Source organism: [Clostridium] ultunense DSM 10521 (assembly GCF_000511955.1).
Lineage (GTDB): Bacteria > Bacillota > Clostridia > Tissierellales > Tepidimicrobiaceae > Schnuerera > Schnuerera ultunensis.
Map to the genome: position 1 here is coordinate 79,353 of NZ_AZSU01000005.1, position 20,594 is coordinate 99,946.

23 protein-coding genes, 1 tRNA gene and 1 pseudogene are annotated in these 20,594 nt (G+C 31.4%); 1 reads left to right on the plus strand and 24 read right to left on the minus strand.

Going from position 1 to position 20,594, the window contains the following annotated elements; all coding sequences use genetic code 11:
- The 9 genes from CUL_RS17375 to CUL_RS0112405 all read right to left on the minus strand — a co-directional run.
- The coding region (locus tag CUL_RS17375) for a MupG family TIM beta-alpha barrel fold protein (protein WP_035143227.1) at positions 1–350 on the minus strand (350 nt) is incomplete at its 3' end.
- A gap of 59 nt (positions 351–409) precedes the next feature.
- On the minus strand, positions 410–1,759 hold the full coding sequence (locus CUL_RS0112370) for a PTS transporter subunit EIIC (protein WP_005583307.1): 1,350 nt from the start codon (positions 1,757–1,759) through the stop codon (positions 410–412).
- Positions 1,760–1,972: 213 nt separating this feature from the next.
- On the minus strand, positions 1,973–2,872 hold the full coding sequence (gene murQ, locus CUL_RS0112375) for an N-acetylmuramic acid 6-phosphate etherase (protein ID WP_005583306.1): 900 nt from the start codon (positions 2,870–2,872) through the stop codon (positions 1,973–1,975).
- Positions 2,873–2,881: 9 nt separating this feature from the next.
- Entirely contained in the window at positions 2,882–3,739 is an 858-nt protein-coding gene (locus CUL_RS0112380) for a MurR/RpiR family transcriptional regulator (protein WP_025642013.1), read from the minus strand.
- A gap of 150 nt (positions 3,740–3,889) precedes the next feature.
- On the minus strand, positions 3,890–4,381 hold the full coding sequence (locus CUL_RS0112385) for a PTS sugar transporter subunit IIA (RefSeq protein ID WP_035143228.1): 492 nt from the start codon (positions 4,379–4,381) through the stop codon (positions 3,890–3,892).
- Between the two features lie 48 nt (positions 4,382–4,429).
- On the minus strand, positions 4,430–4,960 hold the full coding sequence (locus CUL_RS0112390; protein WP_005583302.1) for a hypothetical protein: 531 nt from the start codon (positions 4,958–4,960) through the stop codon (positions 4,430–4,432).
- A 26-nt stretch (positions 4,961–4,986) separates the two neighbouring features.
- Positions 4,987–5,148 (minus strand): hypothetical protein, encoded by a 162-nt coding sequence (locus CUL_RS18975; protein ID WP_157752663.1) that lies wholly within the window; start codon positions 5,146–5,148, stop codon positions 4,987–4,989.
- Positions 5,149–5,162: 14 nt separating this feature from the next.
- On the minus strand, positions 5,163–6,098 hold the full coding sequence (locus CUL_RS0112400; protein WP_025642014.1) for a DUF5700 domain-containing putative Zn-dependent protease: 936 nt from the start codon (positions 6,096–6,098) through the stop codon (positions 5,163–5,165).
- Positions 6,099–6,164: 66 nt separating this feature from the next.
- A complete protein-coding gene (locus tag CUL_RS0112405; protein WP_025642015.1) occupies positions 6,165–7,043 on the minus strand; it encodes a patatin-like phospholipase family protein in 879 nt (292 codons plus the stop codon).
- 74 nt (positions 7,044–7,117) lie between these two features.
- Between CUL_RS0112405 and CUL_RS0112410 the strand changes: the two genes are divergently transcribed.
- Positions 7,118–7,597 carry a superoxide dismutase family protein gene (locus tag CUL_RS0112410; protein ID WP_005583298.1) on the plus strand — a complete coding sequence of 160 codons (480 nt, stop codon included), beginning with the start codon at positions 7,118–7,120 and terminating at the stop codon, positions 7,595–7,597.
- A 35-nt stretch (positions 7,598–7,632) separates the two neighbouring features.
- Here CUL_RS0112410 and CUL_RS0112415 read toward each other — a convergent pair whose 3' ends face one another.
- From CUL_RS0112415 to CUL_RS0112485, 15 genes and pseudogenes are all read right to left on the minus strand, one after another.
- Positions 7,633–9,039 carry a sensor histidine kinase gene (locus tag CUL_RS0112415; protein WP_005583297.1) on the minus strand — a complete coding sequence of 469 codons (1,407 nt, stop codon included), beginning with the start codon at positions 9,037–9,039 and terminating at the stop codon, positions 7,633–7,635.
- A 1-nt stretch (position 9,040) separates the two neighbouring features.
- On the minus strand, positions 9,041–9,775 hold the full coding sequence (locus CUL_RS0112420; RefSeq protein WP_236616474.1) for a response regulator transcription factor: 735 nt from the start codon (positions 9,773–9,775) through the stop codon (positions 9,041–9,043).
- 78 nt (positions 9,776–9,853) lie between these two features.
- On the minus strand, positions 9,854–10,588 hold the full coding sequence (locus tag CUL_RS0112425; RefSeq protein WP_005584975.1) for an ABC transporter permease: 735 nt from the start codon (positions 10,586–10,588) through the stop codon (positions 9,854–9,856).
- 11 nt (positions 10,589–10,599) lie between these two features.
- On the minus strand, positions 10,600–11,343 hold the full coding sequence (locus tag CUL_RS0112430; protein WP_005584974.1) for an ABC transporter permease: 744 nt from the start codon (positions 11,341–11,343) through the stop codon (positions 10,600–10,602).
- Complete coding sequence (locus CUL_RS0112435; protein ID WP_025642018.1) at positions 11,343–12,248, minus strand: ABC transporter ATP-binding protein; 906 nt, start codon at positions 12,246–12,248, stop codon at positions 11,343–11,345. Before CUL_RS0112435 ends, CUL_RS0112430 begins: the two co-directional genes overlap by 1 nt.
- 315 nt (positions 12,249–12,563) lie before the next feature.
- Positions 12,564–12,845, minus strand: a pseudogene (locus CUL_RS20230) (tetratricopeptide repeat protein); the annotation flags it as partial.
- A gap of 173 nt (positions 12,846–13,018) precedes the next feature.
- The gene (locus CUL_RS0112445; RefSeq protein ID WP_025642020.1) at positions 13,019–13,618 is read right to left on the minus strand and encodes a DUF3841 domain-containing protein; all 600 of its coding nucleotides are present in this window, start codon (positions 13,616–13,618) and stop codon (positions 13,019–13,021) included.
- A 49-nt stretch (positions 13,619–13,667) separates the two neighbouring features.
- Entirely contained in the window at positions 13,668–14,051 is a 384-nt protein-coding gene (locus CUL_RS0112450) for a universal stress protein (RefSeq protein WP_005584969.1), read from the minus strand.
- Positions 14,052–14,175: 124 nt separating this feature from the next.
- The gene (locus tag CUL_RS0112455; RefSeq protein WP_005582149.1) at positions 14,176–14,385 is read right to left on the minus strand and encodes a small, acid-soluble spore protein, alpha/beta type; all 210 of its coding nucleotides are present in this window, start codon (positions 14,383–14,385) and stop codon (positions 14,176–14,178) included.
- 140 nt (positions 14,386–14,525) lie between these two features.
- Positions 14,526–14,622 (minus strand) — tRNA-Sec (locus CUL_RS0112460).
- Between the two features lie 85 nt (positions 14,623–14,707).
- Positions 14,708–15,418 carry a response regulator transcription factor gene (locus CUL_RS0112465; RefSeq protein WP_005582148.1) on the minus strand — a complete coding sequence of 237 codons (711 nt, stop codon included), beginning with the start codon at positions 15,416–15,418 and terminating at the stop codon, positions 14,708–14,710.
- 34 nt (positions 15,419–15,452) lie between these two features.
- The gene (gene selB, locus CUL_RS0112470; RefSeq protein ID WP_005582146.1) at positions 15,453–17,369 is read right to left on the minus strand and encodes a selenocysteine-specific translation elongation factor; all 1,917 of its coding nucleotides are present in this window, start codon (positions 17,367–17,369) and stop codon (positions 15,453–15,455) included.
- Positions 17,366–18,796: an L-seryl-tRNA(Sec) selenium transferase gene (selA, locus tag CUL_RS0112475; RefSeq protein ID WP_025642025.1), complete on the minus strand. Its 1,431-nt coding sequence runs from the start codon at positions 18,794–18,796 to the stop codon at positions 17,366–17,368. Before selA ends, selB begins: the two co-directional genes overlap by 4 nt.
- Before the next feature lie 14 nt (positions 18,797–18,810).
- A complete protein-coding gene (gene selD, locus CUL_RS0112480; protein ID WP_081722855.1) occupies positions 18,811–19,842 on the minus strand; it encodes a selenide, water dikinase SelD in 1,032 nt (343 codons plus the stop codon).
- Between the two features lie 14 nt (positions 19,843–19,856).
- Complete coding sequence (locus CUL_RS0112485) at positions 19,857–20,474, minus strand: helix-hairpin-helix domain-containing protein (RefSeq protein ID WP_005582143.1); 618 nt, start codon at positions 20,472–20,474, stop codon at positions 19,857–19,859.
- Positions 20,475–20,594 lie beyond the last annotated feature (120 nt).

The following is a 20,594-nucleotide window of genomic DNA, read 5'->3' on the forward strand; positions in this document are numbered from 1 at the left end:
TTTCTATCAAAGGTTGTAGCGTTTATAGATATTCCAAAAGCGTATTTTTGTGTCATATATGCAGCTTCTTCTATTGTAAATCCATAGTCCAACCTTATATAATCGATTTTATATTTATTAAGTTCTAATTGGTCGTAGTATCCCTTAGAAATATCTACAATAGTGGTATATCCAAGTTTTGTACTTAAACTTAACACCGTTTCAAAATCCCTCGTGAAACTTTCTTTTACTTCTGGTATATGAGCAGATGTAAATAGTAAGGTTATACCTAAATTATAAGCTTTTTCCATATATTCTAATATTTCTTCTATACTATTTTCCATACCTGCATAAACAGAAATTCCTATCAAGCAAATCACCCCTTTGGCACAAACACAAGGTGCAATACTACACCTTGTGTTATGATATATTAATCTACCGGATCTTTGAAACCTATTAAATATGTGGCAACAAATCCACCAATATAAGCACCGACAATGCCCAATAGATAATGTAGTACATGACCTTGTTCAATAAGAATTGCTAAAGGTAAACCAGATATGCCCATCCCCATAGCACCTGCTTTGAATGGCGCTACGATAGCTCCACCTACTGCCCCGCCTATGCAAGCCCCAAGGAAAGGTTTACCTAATGGTAAAGTTACACCATAAATTAATGGTTCACCAACCCCAAGTATTCCAACAGGTAATGCACTCTTAATTGTTTTCTTTAGCCTTTCATTTTTTGTCTTAAAGTATACTGCAAAGCTTGCGCCAACTTGTCCAGCACCAGCCATTGCAAGAATTGGCAATAATGTTGTTACACCTGTATTTTGCAACAAATCTGCATGAATAGGAGTTAAACCTTGATGTAGCCCTGTCATAACTAAAGGTAAAAATGTTCCACCTAATATTGCTCCAGTTAAAACTCCGCCTTTTTCTATAGCCCCAGTAACTGCCATTCCAATTCCATCAGAAATGGCTCCGCCTATGGGTTGTAATATGATTACTGCAACAAATCCTGAAATTAATACAGTTAATAATGGTGTTAATATTAATTCTACTGATTCATGAATAACCTTTCTCAACCTTCTTTCAACCATTGAAGCAAACCATACAACTAATAACACAGCAATAATTCCGCCTCTTCCTGGTACTAACTCTCTTCCAAACATTGTTAATCCTGCTAAACCTGGAGAAATTGTAATCCCTGCCATTAAGCCTCCGATAGCTGGAGAACCTCCAAATACTCTAGCTGCATTCATTCCAACCATTATTGCCATATATCCAAATACTGCCCCTGAAAAAACTCCTAATAATCCAGTAAAATTTGGATTTATATTGGTTGTTTTCATAAGAATATTGTTAATTCCCATTATTAATCCAGAACCAATAAATGCTGGAATTAAGGGAATAAATATATCTGAGATTTTCTTCAGAGTATCACTTGGTGCTGCTTTATATTTGTCTTTTACCTGTTTTTTTACTGCAGCTGCATCACCAAATTCAACAACGTCTTTGACGGATATGGAAGTAGTTGCCCTGATTTTATCTGATACTTTTGATGCAACTCCCGGTCCTACAACTACTTGAATTTGATTCCCTGAATCTACAATTCCCATTACTCCATCTACTTTTTCCAAAGATTCTTTCTTAAATAAAGATTTGTCTTTAAGGGTAATTCTTAGTCTTGTCATACAGTTTTCAAAACTAAGAATGTTTTTTTCTCCACCTACATTTCTAATTATTTCCGATGAAATTCTGCTAATTTTATCAGTCACTTTTAATACCTCCTTTTATTGTTAAAATACTCCCAGTTCACCCCTTTCGAAGTTTCTATATAAGTCCTTCACATAACCAAAAAAGCCCCCTGATTCTTGAAAATATTATTGTATAATAACAATACAATATATGGATAAGTAAAGGACTTTTAACATTTGGTGCTACAATAAATAATAGTTAATGATTTATTTAAATTTAGTGCTAAGTACTAGCTATTTAGTTAAATCATCTGTTTCAATAGCCTTATATATAGAGCCACCACATTTTTCAAGGCGTTCAACTGCCTCTTCATAACTACACTTTGCTTCTATCATCACTATAGCAACTTTTGGTTTATTTTTGGAAATGTCTAAATATCTCTCAGCTTCTTTTTCTTCAATTCCTGTAGCCTCTATAATTATTCTCTTTGCTCTATCCATTAATTTAATATTGGAAGGATTTAAGTCCACCATTAAATTATTATATACCTTTCCTATTCCAATCATAGAAGCAGTTGATAGCATGTTTAAAACCATTTTTTGTGCAGTTCCTGCCTTTAATCTGGTAGAACCTGTAATTACTTCTGGTCCAACAATTGGTGTAATAGATATATTGGTTATTTTATTAATTTTGCTATCCTGATTACAAGATAAACCAACAGTTGTAGCCCCTATAGCATTAGCATATTCCATTGCTCCCAAAACATAGGGAGTATTTCCATTGGCTGTTATTCCTACAACTACATCCTTTTTTGTTAAACCCATTTTTTCTAAATCTTCTTTTCCAGCAGCTGAATTATCTTCAGCTCCTTCAATTGCTTCAGTTACTGCTTTCATTCCTCCTGCAATTATCCCAATAACTTGATCCTTATCTGTGCTAAAAGTAGGCGGACATTCCGAAGCATCAAGTATACCTAGTCTGCCACTAGTTCCTGCTCCGATATATATCAATCTACCTTCTACTTTGAAAGATTCAATTATCTTTTCTACAGCCTTTGCTATATTTGGTAACTCCTTTTCTACTGCATAAGCTACAAGTTTATCCTCCTCATTCATAATCTTCAATACTTCTAGTATTGGTTTTTTGTCTATCCCTTTTGATTTCATATTAGACTTTTCTGTTATTAAATTCATTTCCGCCTCCTATTTATATCTCTTATCTTCTAATGCTTCTCTTGTAATTTTTAAATATTCTATAACTTCATCATAACGTTTACATGCAACTCCTATAAAAAGGCTATCTATAACCAATAACTGTGCAATTCTAGAAGCCATAGCACCGCTCCTAAAATTGTTTTCTACACTGGCAGTAAATAATACAATGTCAGAAACATCTTGGATAGGCGACTTACCGTATTGGGTTATTGCTATGGTAGTAGCACCTCTCTCTTTTGCCGTCTTTAGACCTTCAATCACTTCCATAGTTCTACCTGAATTTGAAATCCCTATGGCTACATCTCTCTCATTTAAATGTACCGCAGATGTTATCTGAATATGGTGATCCATAAACATAATGGAAGGAATATTTATCCTAGCAAATTTGTATTGAGCATCAAGAGCCACAATAGATGAAGCTCCAATTCCAAAAAGATGTATTTTTTCACATTGATTAATTACTTCAATAGCTTCACTCAAACTATGAATATTTACTAAGTTACAAGTATCCTGGATTGCCTGTATACTGCCTGCAGATAATTTATTTAATATTGTTTTAGGTGAATCATCTACATTTATTATCTCATGAAGTATTTTTTCTTCTTTAGAATCCTGTACTGTGTTTAAAGATAAAGCTATCTTTAAATCTTGATAACCACCTAACCCTAATGTCTTACAAAATCTAACTACACTTGCTTCACTTGTATTGCTTTTTTTTGCCATTTCTGAAATGGATAAGTTTATCGCTTCTCTAGAATTATTTAGAATATATCTTGCTATTTTTTTCTCAGAAGGCCTGAAGCTCTCCAGCCCTTGTTTCATTTTCGTAAAAATTGTATTATCCACTAAAACCAGCTCCAATTCTTTTATTATTTTCATTATAATATATATGAAAATATTTTTCAACATATTATTTTTGTTTTGAAATATTTTTTCATCCTTGTTAAAATAATAGGACAAGAAATCGAATTCCTTGCCCTATTATCACTATTAGTATTAATATTTGCTTTTCTTCAAGGTCACAGTCATTATCTTTGATAGACCTTTTTCTACATTCCCTTCCACTTTTTCAATGGATTCTACTCTGCCCATATTGGTAATTATTATTGGTGACATCAAAGATTTTCCTTTTTCTTTTAACAATTCTAAATCCGCTTCTAAAATCACATCTCCTTGTTTTACTTCCTGCATTAATGCTACATGTTGAGTAAATCCTTCCCCTTTTAATTTAATGGTTTCTAAGCCTACGTGAATTAATAGTTCAATACCCTCTTTAGACCTAATAACGACGCAATGGTTAGACTTATAGGTGCTAGTTATCTCGCCATCAAAAGGCGCTATTACCTTCCCATCGGTAATTTTGATTGCTATGCCTTCTCCTAACCTTCTTTCAGAAAAAGCTTTATCATCTACTTCCTCTAATGGAACGATTTTACCTGACATAGGAGATAGAATATCAATTGGTTTGTTTTTTTTGAATAAATTCATCAAAATAGCATCACCTCTTCCGAGTTTATTATAAATATTATATCACCATTAATTAACCCGTCCCCAATTTTTACATAAATTCATAATATAAATATTTAGATAAATTGAATATATGGTAGCAATTAATATGCCTAAGGACAAGGTTATGATATTGGTTTTAAATATTTTACTACTTACAATACCTCCCAGTATTGTTGCAATTAATAGCAATCCTAAAATTTTAAAAAAATATCTTTTCCCTATTTTTATACCCTGTTCTATCGAAAAGCTTATATTATCATCATAATATACCATATAATTTTGTATTGTTCCTAAAAATATTGATAAAACGATAGCAGCAATAAGAAAAAATATGGTATTAAAAGCCAGCAAAGCAAGGTTATATGGTGCTAACAGAACTGAGACTATTGATAATAAAATAACAATGATTGTTATGCCAATAAATATCAGATTAAAAATCAACAATCTTGAATAATAGGAGAAGGCATTGGAAAAAGCTTCGTTTTGGTCAATTGGATTTTCTAATAAAATATGTCGTATTATAGTTAACCCATAAGCAGTTATGTATATTTCGATCAATGAAATAAATATAACCTTCAGAAGATCTATGCTAAAAAAGATTCAAAATTAAACTTTTGACCTATTCCAGAAGCGTTAGTAGAGGGCAGTTTCAATTTAGATATTAACCCTATAATTACAGACAAAACAAAACAAATTAAAAATTTACTAAAATTCTTTCTATATTTTTTAAATATTTCTTTCATCATATTGATTCCCCCTCTTATTTAATAATCCACTCTAAAACCCCATTATTGAAACCCGATGAAATTTCTTTTCTACTACATAATTCTATATATTCTTTAATTATCCTTCTAAAATTCAAATTTACTGTCCAATCATCTAAAATAAACACTCCTTTTTCCCTATAAACGTAGCTCACAATCATATATCCTATTACATAGATGTTTAAATGCTTGCTGTTAGGATTATTAGTTTTGCTCGATTTAATGTCTATTATAATATTGTTCATAAGATCAAATTCATCTCTAGCAAGTAAGAGGGATCGTTTAGTTAAGTTTCCTGTCAAATCATCCTTTTCTAGTTTAGGGCCATGCTGTACAAGGCATGCTATTCCCTCTTCAATTATTTTACCGATAATTTCAAACAAAAGCCTGTTTTCCCTTGAAATTAACCGAAGTAATAATAGGGCCCTATTCTCTATAGGAAGTTTTCTACTATGATACATTTCATGGCTTAGTATTTTAATAAATTCTTCTTTTTTGCCAAGATATTTACCATAATTAATAAATACGTTTTTCCTATTAATGGTAAATCCACCATCAATTCCTCCACAATATAAATAGATATTTGATCTAATGGGTATATCTTTTGGAACTATTTTATAAACTTTTTTTAAGGCCCTTTGAATAATTTGGTGGCTATTATCATTTATATATTGAATATCCAGCTTTAATTGTTTTAGACTGTTTTTCAGTTTATAAAATTCATATAAATCTTCATAGCATTCATCCTCTACAACCGTTTTTAACTCTTCTTTTATATGAGCCTCTACACCCCTTTGTCCAAGACTGTTTTGATGATCTAAAAATCCTTTTACTCCCTTTGTTCTTATGAAAGTATCATATAGATATTCATCTAAAAAATCCTTCTCCAATATCTTAATCAACAGTTTTACAGATTCTGTGTTGATGACCATCTTATCCCCCCATTTCTAATGGCCTATATTAAATATATACGACCAGTAGGAATGGGGTATGAATCTTTAATCCTTAGAAACTTTTTCTAACCATTTTCTAAAATCATTCATCTTCGCTAATGTTTCCTTATAGCCTTGATTATAAAGATCCTCTAATTTAGATGAATCCTTTTCTAATCTATCAACTATCAATGGAGCAACTGGCCTAAAGATAAATACATAGCCTTCTCTTTCTAAGTTTTCAATTTTTTCTAAAGTAATATTATATTTAATATGTCTTTGTTTGATAGCATCTAATATTTTTGGATATTTACTTAAATAATGTTTTGAATAGACCCCTAATTTTTGTTCTTTCTTTAGATAACCTTTATTTCTAGTAAGTATTACCACGTTGTATTTATTCCCATCTTCAATGGATTTTTCTAAAGGGATGGAATCGGTAATTCCACCATCAAAATAAAGCTTTCCATTTATTACAACTGGCGGTGAAATAACTGGCAAACTACTAGAAGCTCTCAATATTTTATTCATAAATTCCTTACTATTGCCTTTAGCTTGCCCTTTTTCAAAATATTTAGGGCACCCTGTTTCAACATCGGTGACACAAACTTTAAATATTGTTGGAGAATCAAAAAAAGTTTGATAATCAAAGGGTGCTAACTGATTGGGTAAAGTATCAAATAAGAATTCCATATTAAAATAGCTTTTTCCCCTAATTAAATGTCTAAATCCTGAGTAATCTTTATGTGACACATAATCTACAAAAACCTTTTTATTCCTTTCTCTTTGTTCAGCTACAAAGTTAGCACCATTATTAGCCCCAGCAGACACTCCTATAATATAAGGAAATTTAATGCCTTCATCCATAAAAGCACCTAAAACCCCTGAAGTGTAGGCCCCTCTCATGCCACCACCTTCAAGAACTAATCCTAATTTACTGTTCATCTTATCGCCTCCAGTATTATGCTACACCTAATTGATCCCTTCTGCATAGAATATACTTGAAGGGAGGAGTCAATATGAATTATCAAAACAAAATTACCGCTTACGCTAAAATATTAGGCGGAAATCTGGCCCCTAATATATATGGTAACATATTTTTTGATGATGTGGCAGGGGGAACTGAAGTATATTTAGAAGTTTGGGGACTACCCCTATATCAACCTGCCCAGGATGAAAAACAACCTATAGGCCCTTTTGGATTCCATATACATGAATTTGGTATTTGTGAAATTACAGATTCTGAAAATCCTTTCCAAACTGCTGGAGAACATTATAATCCCACTAATCAGCCCCACGGAAACCACGCAGGAGATTTTCCTGTAATATTTTCAAACAATGGTTATGCTAGGATGAGCTTTTTTACAGATAAGTTTAAACCTAGAGATGTTATTGGAAAGTCGGTAATAATTCATCAGAATCCTGATGATTATAGGACGCAACCTGCTGGGAATGCTGGGAAGAGAATGGCTTGTGGGGTTATATGTAGGCTTTATTAGGGGAAAAGGTCAGACTAAAAATCTGACCTTGAGGTTTATGTTGTTAACGGAAATATAATATTTATCTTCGTTCCTACTCCTAAAGTGCTTTCTACTTCTATTTCTCCATTATGAACTTCGATTATCTGTTTAGCAATAGCCATACCTAGCCCTGAACCTTTATGACTTTCACCTGTGTTTGTTCCCCTGTAATACTTTTCAAACAAATTATCTAAATCTTCCTTGGAAATCCCTTTGCCACTATCTTCTATTTGAATATAGATTTTATCCTTTCTATCCATTGTAATAATAATTTCCGTATCCTCATCATTATGAACTATAGAATTATAAATAAGATTGGTAAATGCCCTTTGCAACAGGGATCTATCAAAGAAGAAAATAATCTTTTCTTTTTTTGGATTAAAGAGTATTCTCCTTTCCTGATAGTTAGGATTATTTAATACATCAATAGTAATATCTCTTATGACTTCTACAAGATCCTCCTTTTTGTGATTTATGGGTATTAAGCCTCTTTTTAAAACCTGAGTTAGCTTCAAATCCTCAAGTAATTTCTCCATATATTCAGCCTTTTCTTTAATTATATGGGAATATTCCTCTATTTCATCCTGGCTTAAAATATATTCTTCATCGGCCATTAATTCTCCATAACCTTTAATGGAAGCTAGAGGAGTTTTTAAATCGTGGGATAGATTATGAATCCATTCTTCTCTCATCTTTTCCATGTTCTTCCTTTCAATTTCATTCATACTCAATATATTAGATAGATTATTAAGACTACTGTAGACTTCTTTGTATAGACCTTTTTCAATATATCTTTTACCATACTCTCCCTTTGATAATTGACCTATACCACTAACTATTTCTATGATAGGATTAGTTATATTCCTTCCAAAAATATATCCCATTACTATTAATACTATAATTGGAACTATAAATAAGTAAATCAATACTTCAAAGATATTTGACTTTATTTTTTCTGGCGAATAGATAAAGTTATATTTAGCTACCTTATCCATAGGAAAACCTATAATATAGCTCCATTTATAATTATTTATTTCAGCTGTACCTGCAAAAGTCGTATAGTTATCTATGGCACCAGTATAAATATTATAAAAAACCATTTCGCTGGGAGTATAGTGTGTTAAAGCCTTTTCTGGTTTATTCCAACTATAAACTTCATATCCTTCTTCATCTAAAATCTGAATCCATCCATTTTTAAGATTAAGTTCTCTAATTCCTTTCTTTGTTACTGTAGGGTTACCATCTTCTTCAAAAATATATTGGTCAAAGGTTAAGGAGAAGTTACCTAGCTGATTCCATTCTCCTTCAGAGTAGTCATCTGCTAGAAAAAATCTATAGACTATAAAAATATTAATATTAAAGGCAATAATAACAGATAATACAAGAATTAATAAAAACCTTAATAAAATTTTCCACTTCATTTTATTCATCCTCTATAATTAACTTATAGCCTAAACCCTTTGCAGTTATAATATGTCTTGGATTAGCCGGATCGTCCTCTATCTTTTTTCGCAGATGCCTAATATGGACCATCAATGTATTGTCATATCCATCGAAATCATAGCCCCATACTTCTGTTAATATTTTATTTTTACTTAAAATCTGGTTTGAATTTTGAACTAAATATAAAAGTAGATTATACTCCTTAGCAGTTAAAGTTACAGGAATACCTCTTTTTTTAACTTCTCCTTTTTCTCTATCAATTTCAATATTTCCAAAGGTTATTATATTTTTTTCATTGTGTTGATGCTTTAAAGCCATATATTCACTTCTTCTAAAATGGGCTTTAATACGATATGCTACTTCTTTTGGACTAAAAGGCTTAGTAATATAGTCATCTCCACCAATACCTAATCCTAAAAGCTTATCTACATCCTCATCCATAGCTGATAAGAAAATAATAGGTACAAGGGTGAATTCCCTTAGTCTCCTACAGACTTCAAAACCATCAATATCTGGCATCATTATATCTAAAACTATAATATCTGGACTTATCTCTTTTGTAATTTTGATAGCCTCATGGCCACAAGTAGCTTTATAAATATTTTTGAAATCCTCTTTTAATAGAACAGCTTCCAATAAGTTCAAAATATCAACTTCATCATCTACTAATAATATCTTTTTATCTCTAATGCTAGTCATATCTATATCAAGCAAAACTTCCACCTCCTATTAAAGCCCATTATACAATAATTCTTAATAATTTTCCTTTAATTTCTAAAAAATTTTATTTCTTTAAGCAATATCTCTTTTTATAAATCTACTATATCCAAAGCCAAATACACCAGTTAGCAATATGAAACTAACAATATATACAATACTTCCCTTGCTGAAAACTTCCATATCACCTCCTAAAGCTGCCATAATAGGATAAGTCCAAGGATAAAGTATCCAGTACCTAGAATTAGCTACTATTATAGCTGGTAAGGTTAATCCAATGCCAACTCCTAAAGGAATAGCCATATGGGAAAATCTAATACTTAAACTATAAAGAATAGCCATAATAGGTAAGGCTGCTATATACATCACCATAGGTTTTATAAAAATAACTTTATAAGGTATATTCCCTTCAACACCAATAATCTTTCCTGCTGCTAACATGCTTATAATCAAGACCAATATATTTATAAACACAAGTAGACATCCCAGGATAAATTTTATCCCATATACCTTTTGTTTATCTATTGGCAGACTAAGATAATGTTTCCAACTGTTATTGGTATTTTCAATTCTTGCAATTAAAGTCATAACGATGCTTATTAGAATTGGAAAAAGAATACTGGCATAAAAAATCATACTTTGACTATAAAGTTGTTCCCAAACATTTTGTCCCTTCCCTGTGAATAAATCATAATAACGGATTAAGTTAATAACCCCTTGAACTACCATAAATATAGGAGCTAGAATAACAATCAACAATACTTTAGTATTTTTTAACTTTAAAATTTCGATTTCTAATATATCTTTCATTTAATTCACTCCTAACCTATTTCTTTTCTATTAAAGAAAAAAATCCCTATTAGTAAAAAGGCTATCCCAAAACTAAAACCATATTGTATTGGAATATTAGTATTTATAGTTGGGTCTGGTAAGGTATAAATTGTATGGGCATAAGGAATAAATTTAGATAACCCTTCTGACTGTGCAAAAAACAAGGAAGACGCAACCCCTACAAATCCAATGGCTAATGCTATATTTGTATTACTTATTTCAGCACTTATAAAGCTTTGAACACTTATTAAACTAGTAATAGCAAACATCTGGTAAATAATGTATTTTGAAATTAATATAAAATCTGCTGTTTCAGGAAATCCTAATGCTCTACCTACAATCAGTAAGACTATGCCATTGGTAAGTATCATTATGCTGCTTAATATAAATACTATAAACCACTTAGCTAAATATACTTTCTTCTTTGAAACTGGAAGGGCCAAAGTGTTATTCCAGCTATTTGACTTATATTCGATATAATGTACCATTGAAGCAAATATAGTAACAACCAAGGGCAAGAACAAAAACCACATAAAGTGATGTTGCAGTAACAATAAATTCCATGAATTTAATCCTTCATTAGCTTCTAAGCTCATGAAATAATCATAGCGGAGATAAAGATTTATAAAACTAAGTCCACCTGCTAAAATCGGTGTTAACAAGGCTATAGGCCATAGAAAACTCTTTTTTTGTTTTAGAAATTCTCCCTTCAATAGTTGGTAAAATTCCATCATTACTCTATTCCCCCTGTCAATTCTAAAAAGACTTCTTCTAAGTTTTTCTTATTTTCGCTTAAATGAGAAACTCCATAGCCCTCTAATACCAATGTCTTGTTTAATTCTTCTATATTTATTTTCCCCTTAGATATATAAAGCTTTCCCTCTCTATTCTCCACAACATAACCCTTTCTTTTTAAAAATTTTTCTGCTTCTAAAAGTGGCTGCGCTCTAATAGCAATTTCTAGATTTCCCTTTGCCTTTAATTCCTCTATAGTTCCCTGAAATAATAGGTTCCCCCTGTGAATAATGCCTACATGATCAGCTATTAATTCAATTTCACTTAAAATATGGCTGCTAATTAGCACAGTAGCTCCTGTAATTTCAGGAAGACTAATTATTAAATTTCTAATTTCCCTTACCCCTGCTGGGTCCAGGCCATTAGTAGGCTCATCTAGTATTAAAAGCTCTCTATTTCCCATTAAAGCTTGGGCAATCCCTAACCTTTGTTTCATGCCCAAAGAAAAGTTTTTTACCCTTTTATTTTTCCATTTGAATAAATTTACAATCTCTAAAGCTTTATCTATTTCCTTTTTATCTATTTGCAATATCTTTCTTATTATTTCTAAATTCTCATAGGCTGTTAAATTTTCATAATAAGAAGGAGACTCAACCATTGCCCCTACCTTTCTTAATATTTCCATACGGTGACTCCCAATATCTTTGTTAAATAAATAGACTTTTCCTTTTGTAGGTTTCATTAGGTCTAAAAGCATACGAATAGTAGTGGATTTCCCAGCACCATTTGGACCTAAAAAGCCGTACAAAGCACCTTTCCTCACTTTAAGATTTACATCCTTTACTGATGCAAGTTTGCCAAAATCTTTAGTTAATCCCTTTGTTTCTATAATTAATTCATCCACTCAAATCCCTCCTAATTAATTACTTTTGATCATTTATAATTTTATAGGGATCAACTTAACTCTTAATTAAGATAACCTTAATTCTACTTTAATTTTCATATGAATCCAAATCCAATTAAAAAAGAGCCTACAGGCTCTATAATAGTAATATCAATGGTTAGGTAATGTTTAACTTTCAGCTATATTATTTTTAATATATCTAAACAATTCCTCAGGCAAATTGTAATCATTATCTTCCCCTCAATCAAATATACCTGTTAAATTGAAGATTACCATATCTGATCTAGTTTATCGGCATAGAATTTAATAGCTTTTTTATATTTTTATATTCCTATCTGAGGATGTTTGGGCAATACTAAACAACAATATTTCCATTGCTTTAGAATACCCTTTTAAATTGTACAAAGTCATTGCATAAAAAACTTTCATTGCCTCATCTTGAGGAAATTTTACCAATCCTTCTTCAAATACCTTTTTTGATTTCTCATATTTACCTAATGTTCTATATGTGCTTCCTAAACCTAAATAAGCACCCTTTAGCTCTTCATCAGGTAATCCTATTGAAATGGCTTTTTCATAATATTGTATTGCATTTTTTCTAAACCCAGTGCATCAAAACTCCAAGCACAATAATAATTAACTATTGGATCCTTAGGATATCTGCCTACAAGTTTCAATAAAACCTTATTGGATTCTTTTAATTTACCTTCTTTTCTTAATTGAATTGGTATTTTCTAATCCTTCATGATTAGTCCCCTTATGTTCAAGGATTAAACTTCCTTATAATATAGTATATCTTTCACCATCTCAGGTCTAATTTCCCAGATATTAGCCTGGACTCTAAATATATTCCACTCATCTATTTCAAATATTCTCATCCAACTATCCATTATCCTTTTTCTTTCTTCAGGATAAAAATGTATAGTCCTTTCATCCATAACTGAAAATATATCTTTAAAACCCTTCTTTTTTATATTTTTTCTATATTCTTCCTCATCTCTTGCATCCCTTGGTATATATAAATGATTCAACACATAGTCCCATTTCATTCCGTCGAAATAGATAATTTCTGATTCATCTACTTCTAATACATAAACAACAGCATCTAAAGTTGGCCTTAACATATTTTCTTCATTAATAGAACACCAAATAGGAAATTCTACTTCTTTTGGTTTGGAAATCATGTTATTTGCGGCATTTGTAAACCAGTTATAAAGCTCTATAATATAATCTGCGATTTCCTCAAATTTTTCCTCCAAATGTTTTCTTGTAATTCTAATTATTCCATTATTCCTTAAATCATCTAAACTTTTTATATTTTGCCTAGTCCAAAGGGTTGCTTTTTTTGAATCATATTTCTTAGCAATCATTCCTTTCACTTCCCTTTAAAAAAGCGACAGCAGAAACCACTGCTGTCGTTTATAATGTTATAAATTGTACATCTGGTAATGCATTTTGCAATTGTAATCCAATGCTTAAATCTTTAACTTTTATAGAGGTATCTGGAGGAGTTCCCATAACAATATGAGTTATATGATTTTCTTTAGCAAAATCAATCATGGTCTTTAATATGTCCTTTGACCTAAGAACAGTTAAATTTGCCCCAGCTTTTTTAGACACATTAAAAAGATACTCTAGGGCTTCTCCATCGTCAACATTTTCCAGAAACCTTTCTCTTTCGTTTACTACATGTATTACATACAGCTTGTCATCATTAGATTTGATTAGTCTGTAACCTTCTAATATTAACCTTTCACAAGTTTTTTGCTGGGTAACACATACCATAACTTTAGCATTTTCCATATGAAATCCCCCTTTAATAGAGTGATACCCATTACATTATAACATGAATTTTTAAAAATGTTACCTATTCCACTATAATTTATTGTTGAATTAAAAAAAGAAGAACAGGATAGTCACATCCATCCTATTCTTCATCCATTAATTCCTTTTCTCCCATTTCAACTAACTTTCGAGTCATAAGTCCTCCTACGGGACCGGCTGTGAATATATTGGTTACTGGGTCTAATTTATTATTATTAATAAAAGTATCTGAAACACCTAATTCCTTAGCTATTTCCATTTTCATTTCATGCAATGCTTTTATAGCATTAGAATCAATAGGTCTTTTATCCACTTAACTCACCTCTTAAATAGAATTATTTATATTCTATTTTATCTAAGAATAGAATATAAATACCAACCAATTTAAGGATAAGTGGATAGATTTTCCATATATTTTAAAAAAAATTTGCAGCCAAGACTGCTAATAATCTATGGCGGGAGTATGTGGGAATCGAACCCACCCAAGGGGCTCCTAACCCCTCGCGCTGGTTTTGAAGACCAGAGGGCACACCAGCACCCATCTACCCCCTCATTAGTAACAAGTGATATTATACAACATATATTTCTATTTTTCAAGGAATTTTTGCAACTTTTATTAGCAATGTTTACAATCATTAATCTATTGCAGCACTTGCTTTCTTGCTTTTAAAATAGTAACCTACACCCCATTTAGTATGGATATACTCTACATTACTTGAATCCTTTTCAATCTTTTCTCTGAGTCGCCTTATATGAACATCTACTGTTCTTAAGTCCCCAAAATATTCATATCCCCAAATGGTTTCTAATAACTCTTCCCTAGTAAATACTTTGCCAGGATTAGATACCAGTAAATAGAATAGGTCGAACTCTTTTCCTGTTAAAGATATGCTTTCATCGCCAATGATCAATTTCCTACCTAATGTATTTATGGTGAAATCATCCACCTTAATCGTTTGATTATCTATTTGATAATTTTTCATATTCACTCTTCTTAATATTGCCTTTATCTTTGCTTTTAAAACTAGGATATTAAAAGGTTTAGTTATATAATCATCGGCACCATATTCTAAAGCTAAAATCTTATTAATATCTTCTTTTTTCTCCGTTAAAACAATAATAGGTACTTGAGAGTTATCTCTAATGGTTTGGCAGAAAGTCAAAGCATTTCCATCAGGAAGCATCAGATCTAATATCACTAAACCATAATCTTTCTTTCTTATTTTTTCCATAGCTTCTCTAATAGTGAAAGCTGCCTCAACGACATAATTGTCTTGTTCTAAACTGTATTTTAATCCCTTTATAAAGAGTTTGTCCCTATTTATAACTATAACTCTAGTACTCATTAATATCACTCCATGATTAAGGAAATGAAGCTTATTATTTGTCTTCCACCAAAAGCCTTTTATCTCCATCCCTTTTAGTTATTTTGAATTGATCAAAATATTCTAATAGTGCTAAAGCAACTTTTCTATTGGTATTTAATATATCCCTAAACTGGGCAACGGTAATAGATTTATACTCTTGAACATAGCCCTTTAGTAATCGCAGCCCTTCTTCGTATAGGGTTTTATACAGATATATTTCTTCGTTCAACTTGATTATTTCACCGCTATTGACTAAAGAATTTATTACCTCATCTACCTGACTAGAATCATATCCTGTCATTTCAATCAATTCTTCTTTCTTTGGCGGTATAAACTTTTTTTTCTTAAGAATTTTGATTATATCTTCTTTAATCTTTAATTGAATATCATTATATTCAATTTTAAATCCTTTTCTATGAACACTCTCCATCTTTTGTTCAATAAATTCTTTTTCGATTAGTAAGTCGATAAATCTTTCACCTACCCTAGCAGGAGCATTATTTAAAAACCTACTACGTATCTCTTCTTTAGGCATTCCTATTCTTAAAGGATACTTTTTATGGAAAGATTCCAATTCTCCAATTATCCTTTCACTTAATTTATTAAAATAATCTATGTGAATAACATGGAAGTCTTTAGTTAAACTAAATAATATAACTTTTTTGGATTCTGTTAAACTATTTATATCTTTTTTTACTTTTTCTTCTAACATGGCGGTAGTTGTAGAGATTTCCTTAATAGTCGGAAAATATTTACTCTTATCTAGTATTATTTTTTCGATGATATCAATGGATTGACCCTTTTCTTTGATCTCAAGTTCTTTTATAGCTTCTTCATCAAAGGGTTGCTTTTTGGTAGGGTTAGGCTCTAATATTTCTCCTCCACCTATGGTAAACATAGGGGAATAGAACCTAATAATAAATCTATCTCCTCTTTTTGCAACTACCTTTTCTTCTAATCTTAATTGGGCATAGGCTTCTTCTCCTGGATTCAGTATTTCCTTATCTAAGAGAACAATTCTACATAACAATTCCTTAGTTCCAATATATAATCTTAGCCTAGTCCTGTTTTTTACTGATCTATCCATAGCTTTTATAAGTTTAACCTTTACGTCTAACATTAAAGTTTCCTTCATAGAGTCCTTAGGTGCAATTACATCTCCTCTATGGACTTCATCTTTTTTTATACCAGCCATATTTATTGCTACTCTCTGGCCAGCAAAAGCAGTTTTAGTATCCTGATCATGAACCTGCAAAGTTCTTATTCTAGCTAGCTTATTTCCTGGGAAAGCCTGTATTTCGTCCCCAACATTTAAAGTTCCCGATAATAAGGTTCCCGTTACTACGGTTCCAAAACCTGCCATTGTAAATACTCTATCTACAGGTAGCCTGGGCATATCATCAGTTTCTCTATCTTCTATTTCTAAAGTTAACTCATCTATTAGCCCTATAACTTTATCAATGCCAGTCTTTTTAGTTGAAGATACGGGAATAATTGGACTATCTTCTAAGAATGTTCCTTTAACCTGTTCCTTTATATCCTCTTTAACCAATTCTAACCACTCTGACTCCGCTAAGTCTGATTTAGTTAATACAATAAAGCCTTTTTCAATTCCTAGTAAATCCAATATAGCCAAATGCTCACTAGTCTGGGGCATTACCCCTTCATCGGCTGCAATTACCAATAATACTATATCCATTCCCATAACTCCAGCAAGCATATTTTTTACAAATCTTTCATGGCCTGGAACATCAATTATCCCTGCTCTTTTTCCACTAGGCAAATCGAAGTAGGTAAAGCCAAGTTCAATTGAAATGCCCCTATCTCTCTCCTCTTTAAGTCTATCCGTATTTCTACCAGTTAGGGCTCTTATAAGTGTGGTCTTCCCATGGTCTATATGACCTGCTGTTCCAACTATAATATGTTTCATTTAATGCACCCTTTCAACTTATTGAATCCATATAATAATCCATCTACTATTATATCAAATTCATCTTCCCTTACTGTTCTTAAATCTATATAAATATTATCCTTATAAACCCTAGTGATTATTGGAACTTTATATTCCCTTAAAGCTCTTTCAAAATCTGTAACCTTATATTTTTCTATGCTTAACATAATACATTTAGTTGGTATTTTTTCTAGTGGTAAAGAGCCACCACCTACTTCTGAATAGCTATCAACTATTTCTAGTCTGCAATTATTTGAATCCATTCTTCCTATAATACTATTATACAATTTTTTTGCCTTTTTTTCTAATTCACTAATATCTATTGATAGCATCTTCAAAGTTGGTATTTTTTCAACTGCAACTCTTTCATCAAGATAAAGTCTAAGAGTAGCTTCTAAAGCCGATATTGTAAACTTATCTACTCGAAAGGCTCTCGTTAATGGATTTTTTTTCATGGCATCAATGTATTTCTTTTTTCCAACTATAATACCTGCTTGAGGCCCTCCTAACAATTTATCACCACTAAAGGTTACTATATCTACTCCATTTTTAATGGATTCCTGTACTGTTGGCTCATATTCTAAACCATATTTAGATAAATCGATTAAAACCCCACTTCCCAAATCTTCAATTAAGGGAAGATTATACTTTTCCTTTAATGGGTATAGTTCTTCTGCAGATAAAGAAGAGGCAAAACCTAATATTCTATAGTTACTGGTATGAACCTTTAACAATGCAGCTGTTTCCTCTGTAATAGCTTTTTCAAAATCCCATAGGTGGGTTTTATTTGTAGTACCTACTGCTTTTAATATTGCACCACTTTGTTCCATTACATCAGGTATCCTAAAAGAACCTCCTATTTCTATTAATTCTCCTCTAGATACTATTACTTCTTTATTTTTGGCTATAGTGCTCAATGTTAATAAAACTGCTGCAGCATTGTTATTTACAACCATTGCATCTTCTCCACCTGTAATTTCAACAATTATATCCTTTAAGTGACTATATCTGGAGCCTCTCTCGCCTTTATCTAAATCATATTCTAAGTTAGAATAATTAACAGCTATATCTTTAATATTTTCTATTATCTCTTCACTAATTAAAGAACGGCCAATATTTGTATGAATTACTACTCCAGTTCCATTTATTACCCTTTTAAGCTTATAGGAATTTTTCTTATCTGCTCTATCTATTATTAGACCAGGTAAACGGCTAATCCTTTCATTAACTTCCTCTTCCTTAAAAGAGTTAATTCTTATATCCTTTCTTAATAATTCTATCTCTTCTCTAATAGAATCTACCACTATCTTCCGTGGCATATTCTCAATTAGTTTGTTAATACTATCTATTTCCAATAATTCATCTACCTTAGGAATTAATTTAAACAATTTTTTCTTCTGATCCATATAATCCCTCTCTTTTATTCTACTATTAAATAATAAGCTTCTTTTTCTACAACCTCACCAATTACTGCATATTTAGTAGTAATATTAACTAGTTCCATTAATAAGTTTTCTACATTATCTTTAGATACGGATATTAGCAACCCTCCTGATGTTTGAGGATCGTATAATATATCTTCTATCTCACTTGGAATTTTATTTAAAAACTTTACATTGTCACCTATATGTCCTCTATTAGAATAGGCTCCCGCTGGCACTAAACCCATTTGAGCATATTCTATCGCTTTAGAAATTATCGGTATGTTTTTATGATTTATTTTAATAGTAACTGAACTTGCTTCTGCCATTTCTAAACTATGACCTAATAATCCAAATCCAGTAATATCCGTTACGCTGTTTACCTGAACTTTATCTATGGCTTCTTTAGCATATTTATTTAAAGTGGACATTACATGAACAGCTTCATCATAGGCCTCTTTATCTGCTAACTCACCCTTAATAGCTGTGTTTATTATTCCAAGGCCTAAAGGTTTTGTTAGCACTAATAGGTCTCCAGACCTTGCATTGTTATTGGTCAATACCTTGTTAGGATTTACAAACCCTGCAACGGATAATCCATATTTAGGTTCATCATCCTCAACCGTATGTCCTCCCACTAAAATTGCTCCTGCCTCAGATACCTTATCATGTCCTCCTTTTAATATTTCAACTAATACATCGGCACTTAGACAATTTGGAAATCCTACTATATTCATAGCTAGCTTAGGCTCTCCTCCCATAGCATATACATCACTTAAGGAATTGGCTGCTGCTATTTGTCCAAATACATATGGATCATCTACGATTGGAGTAAAAAAATCTAAAGTTTGAATTAAAGCTAATTCGTCATTTATCTTGTATACTGCTGCATCATCAGCAGTGTCAAGTCCTACTAATAAATTATCATCATAGGTTTTTGGTAGTTGGCACAAAACCTGTGCCAATATATCGGGACCGATTTTTGCTGCTCAGCCAGAGGCTTTGGTCAATTGTGTTAATCTCTTATCCATATATTTCACTTCCTTTATTTTACAATAATGAGTTCTTTAATGCTTTCAAATTTCTTATTACCTATACCAGATACATTCATAATATCTTCAATGGTTTTAAAGGGTGTTTGTTCCCTATATTCTAATATTCTACCAGCTAAAACTTCACCAATACCTGGTAAGGACATTAATTCTTCCTTGGTACAAGTATTTATATTGATTTTGCCTTCATTGTTACCTTGTTTTAAATTAGAATCTTCAAAGGATATTTCCTCTTCTCCAATTTTGGGTATATGTATTTTTTCTTCATCTGATAATTTCCTAGCTAAGTTTATTTTATCCGAGTCTGCATCTTTTTTCAATCCTCCAGCTAAATTTATAGCATCTATTACCCTTGAACCAAGCTTTAACTCGACTATACCAGGATTATACACTTGTCCACTTACATGTACCATTATATATTGTTCATCCTCATTTGTCTCTGCTTCTTCCTCTAATTTCATAAACAGTTCCTCTACTCCGTCTGTATTTTCATTATGGTCATTTTTAGTTGATAAAAAATTTTTATTTATAAAATTAAAACCCGATATTATAAATATAATAATTATTATTATAATTATAAGTATTTGCTCCTTTTTTGTAAAATATGACATTCTTCAAACCCACCCTTTCCCATAATCTTTTCCATCTTAATATATTCTATGTTTAGATAGGTTTTCCTTCTTTTCAAAAAAAAATGGTTTAACTATTAATAATTTCTTCAATTTCTGATA

Coding starts and splice junctions, on each gene's coding strand:
- murQ (WP_005583306.1), bottom strand. CDS start 2,872: ATGAATTTAATAACAGAAAAGTCTAATATGAAATCAAAAGGGATAGAC.
- CUL_RS0112385 (WP_035143228.1), bottom strand. CDS start 4,381: ATGAATTTATTCAAAAAAAACAAACCAATTGATATTCTATCTCCTATG.
- CUL_RS18975 (WP_157752663.1), bottom strand. CDS start 5,148: ATGATGAAAGAAATATTTAAAAAATATAGAAAGAATTTTAGTAAATTT.
- CUL_RS0112400 (WP_025642014.1), bottom strand. CDS start 6,098: ATGGTCATCAACACAGAATCTGTAAAACTGTTGATTAAGATATTGGAG.
- CUL_RS0112405 (WP_025642015.1), bottom strand. CDS start 7,043: ATGAACAGTAAATTAGGATTAGTTCTTGAAGGTGGTGGCATGAGAGGG.
- CUL_RS0112410 (WP_005583298.1), top strand. CDS start 7,118: ATGAATTATCAAAACAAAATTACCGCTTACGCTAAAATATTAGGCGGA.
- CUL_RS0112415 (WP_005583297.1), bottom strand. CDS start 9,039: ATGAAGTGGAAAATTTTATTAAGGTTTTTATTAATTCTTGTATTATCT.
- CUL_RS0112425 (WP_005584975.1), bottom strand. CDS start 10,588: ATGAAAGATATATTAGAAATCGAAATTTTAAAGTTAAAAAATACTAAA.
- CUL_RS0112430 (WP_005584974.1), bottom strand. CDS start 11,343: ATGATGGAATTTTACCAACTATTGAAGGGAGAATTTCTAAAACAAAAA.
- CUL_RS0112445 (WP_025642020.1), bottom strand. CDS start 13,618: ATGATTGCTAAGAAATATGATTCAAAAAAAGCAACCCTTTGGACTAGG.
- CUL_RS0112450 (WP_005584969.1), bottom strand. CDS start 14,051: ATGGAAAATGCTAAAGTTATGGTATGTGTTACCCAGCAAAAAACTTGT.
- CUL_RS0112465 (WP_005582148.1), bottom strand. CDS start 15,418: ATGAGTACTAGAGTTATAGTTATAAATAGGGACAAACTCTTTATAAAG.
- selB (WP_005582146.1), bottom strand. CDS start 17,369: ATGAAACATATTATAGTTGGAACAGCAGGTCATATAGACCATGGGAAG.
- selA (WP_025642025.1), bottom strand. CDS start 18,796: ATGGATCAGAAGAAAAAATTGTTTAAATTAATTCCTAAGGTAGATGAA.
- CUL_RS0112485 (WP_005582143.1), bottom strand. CDS start 20,474: ATGTCATATTTTACAAAAAAGGAGCAAATACTTATAATTATAATAATA.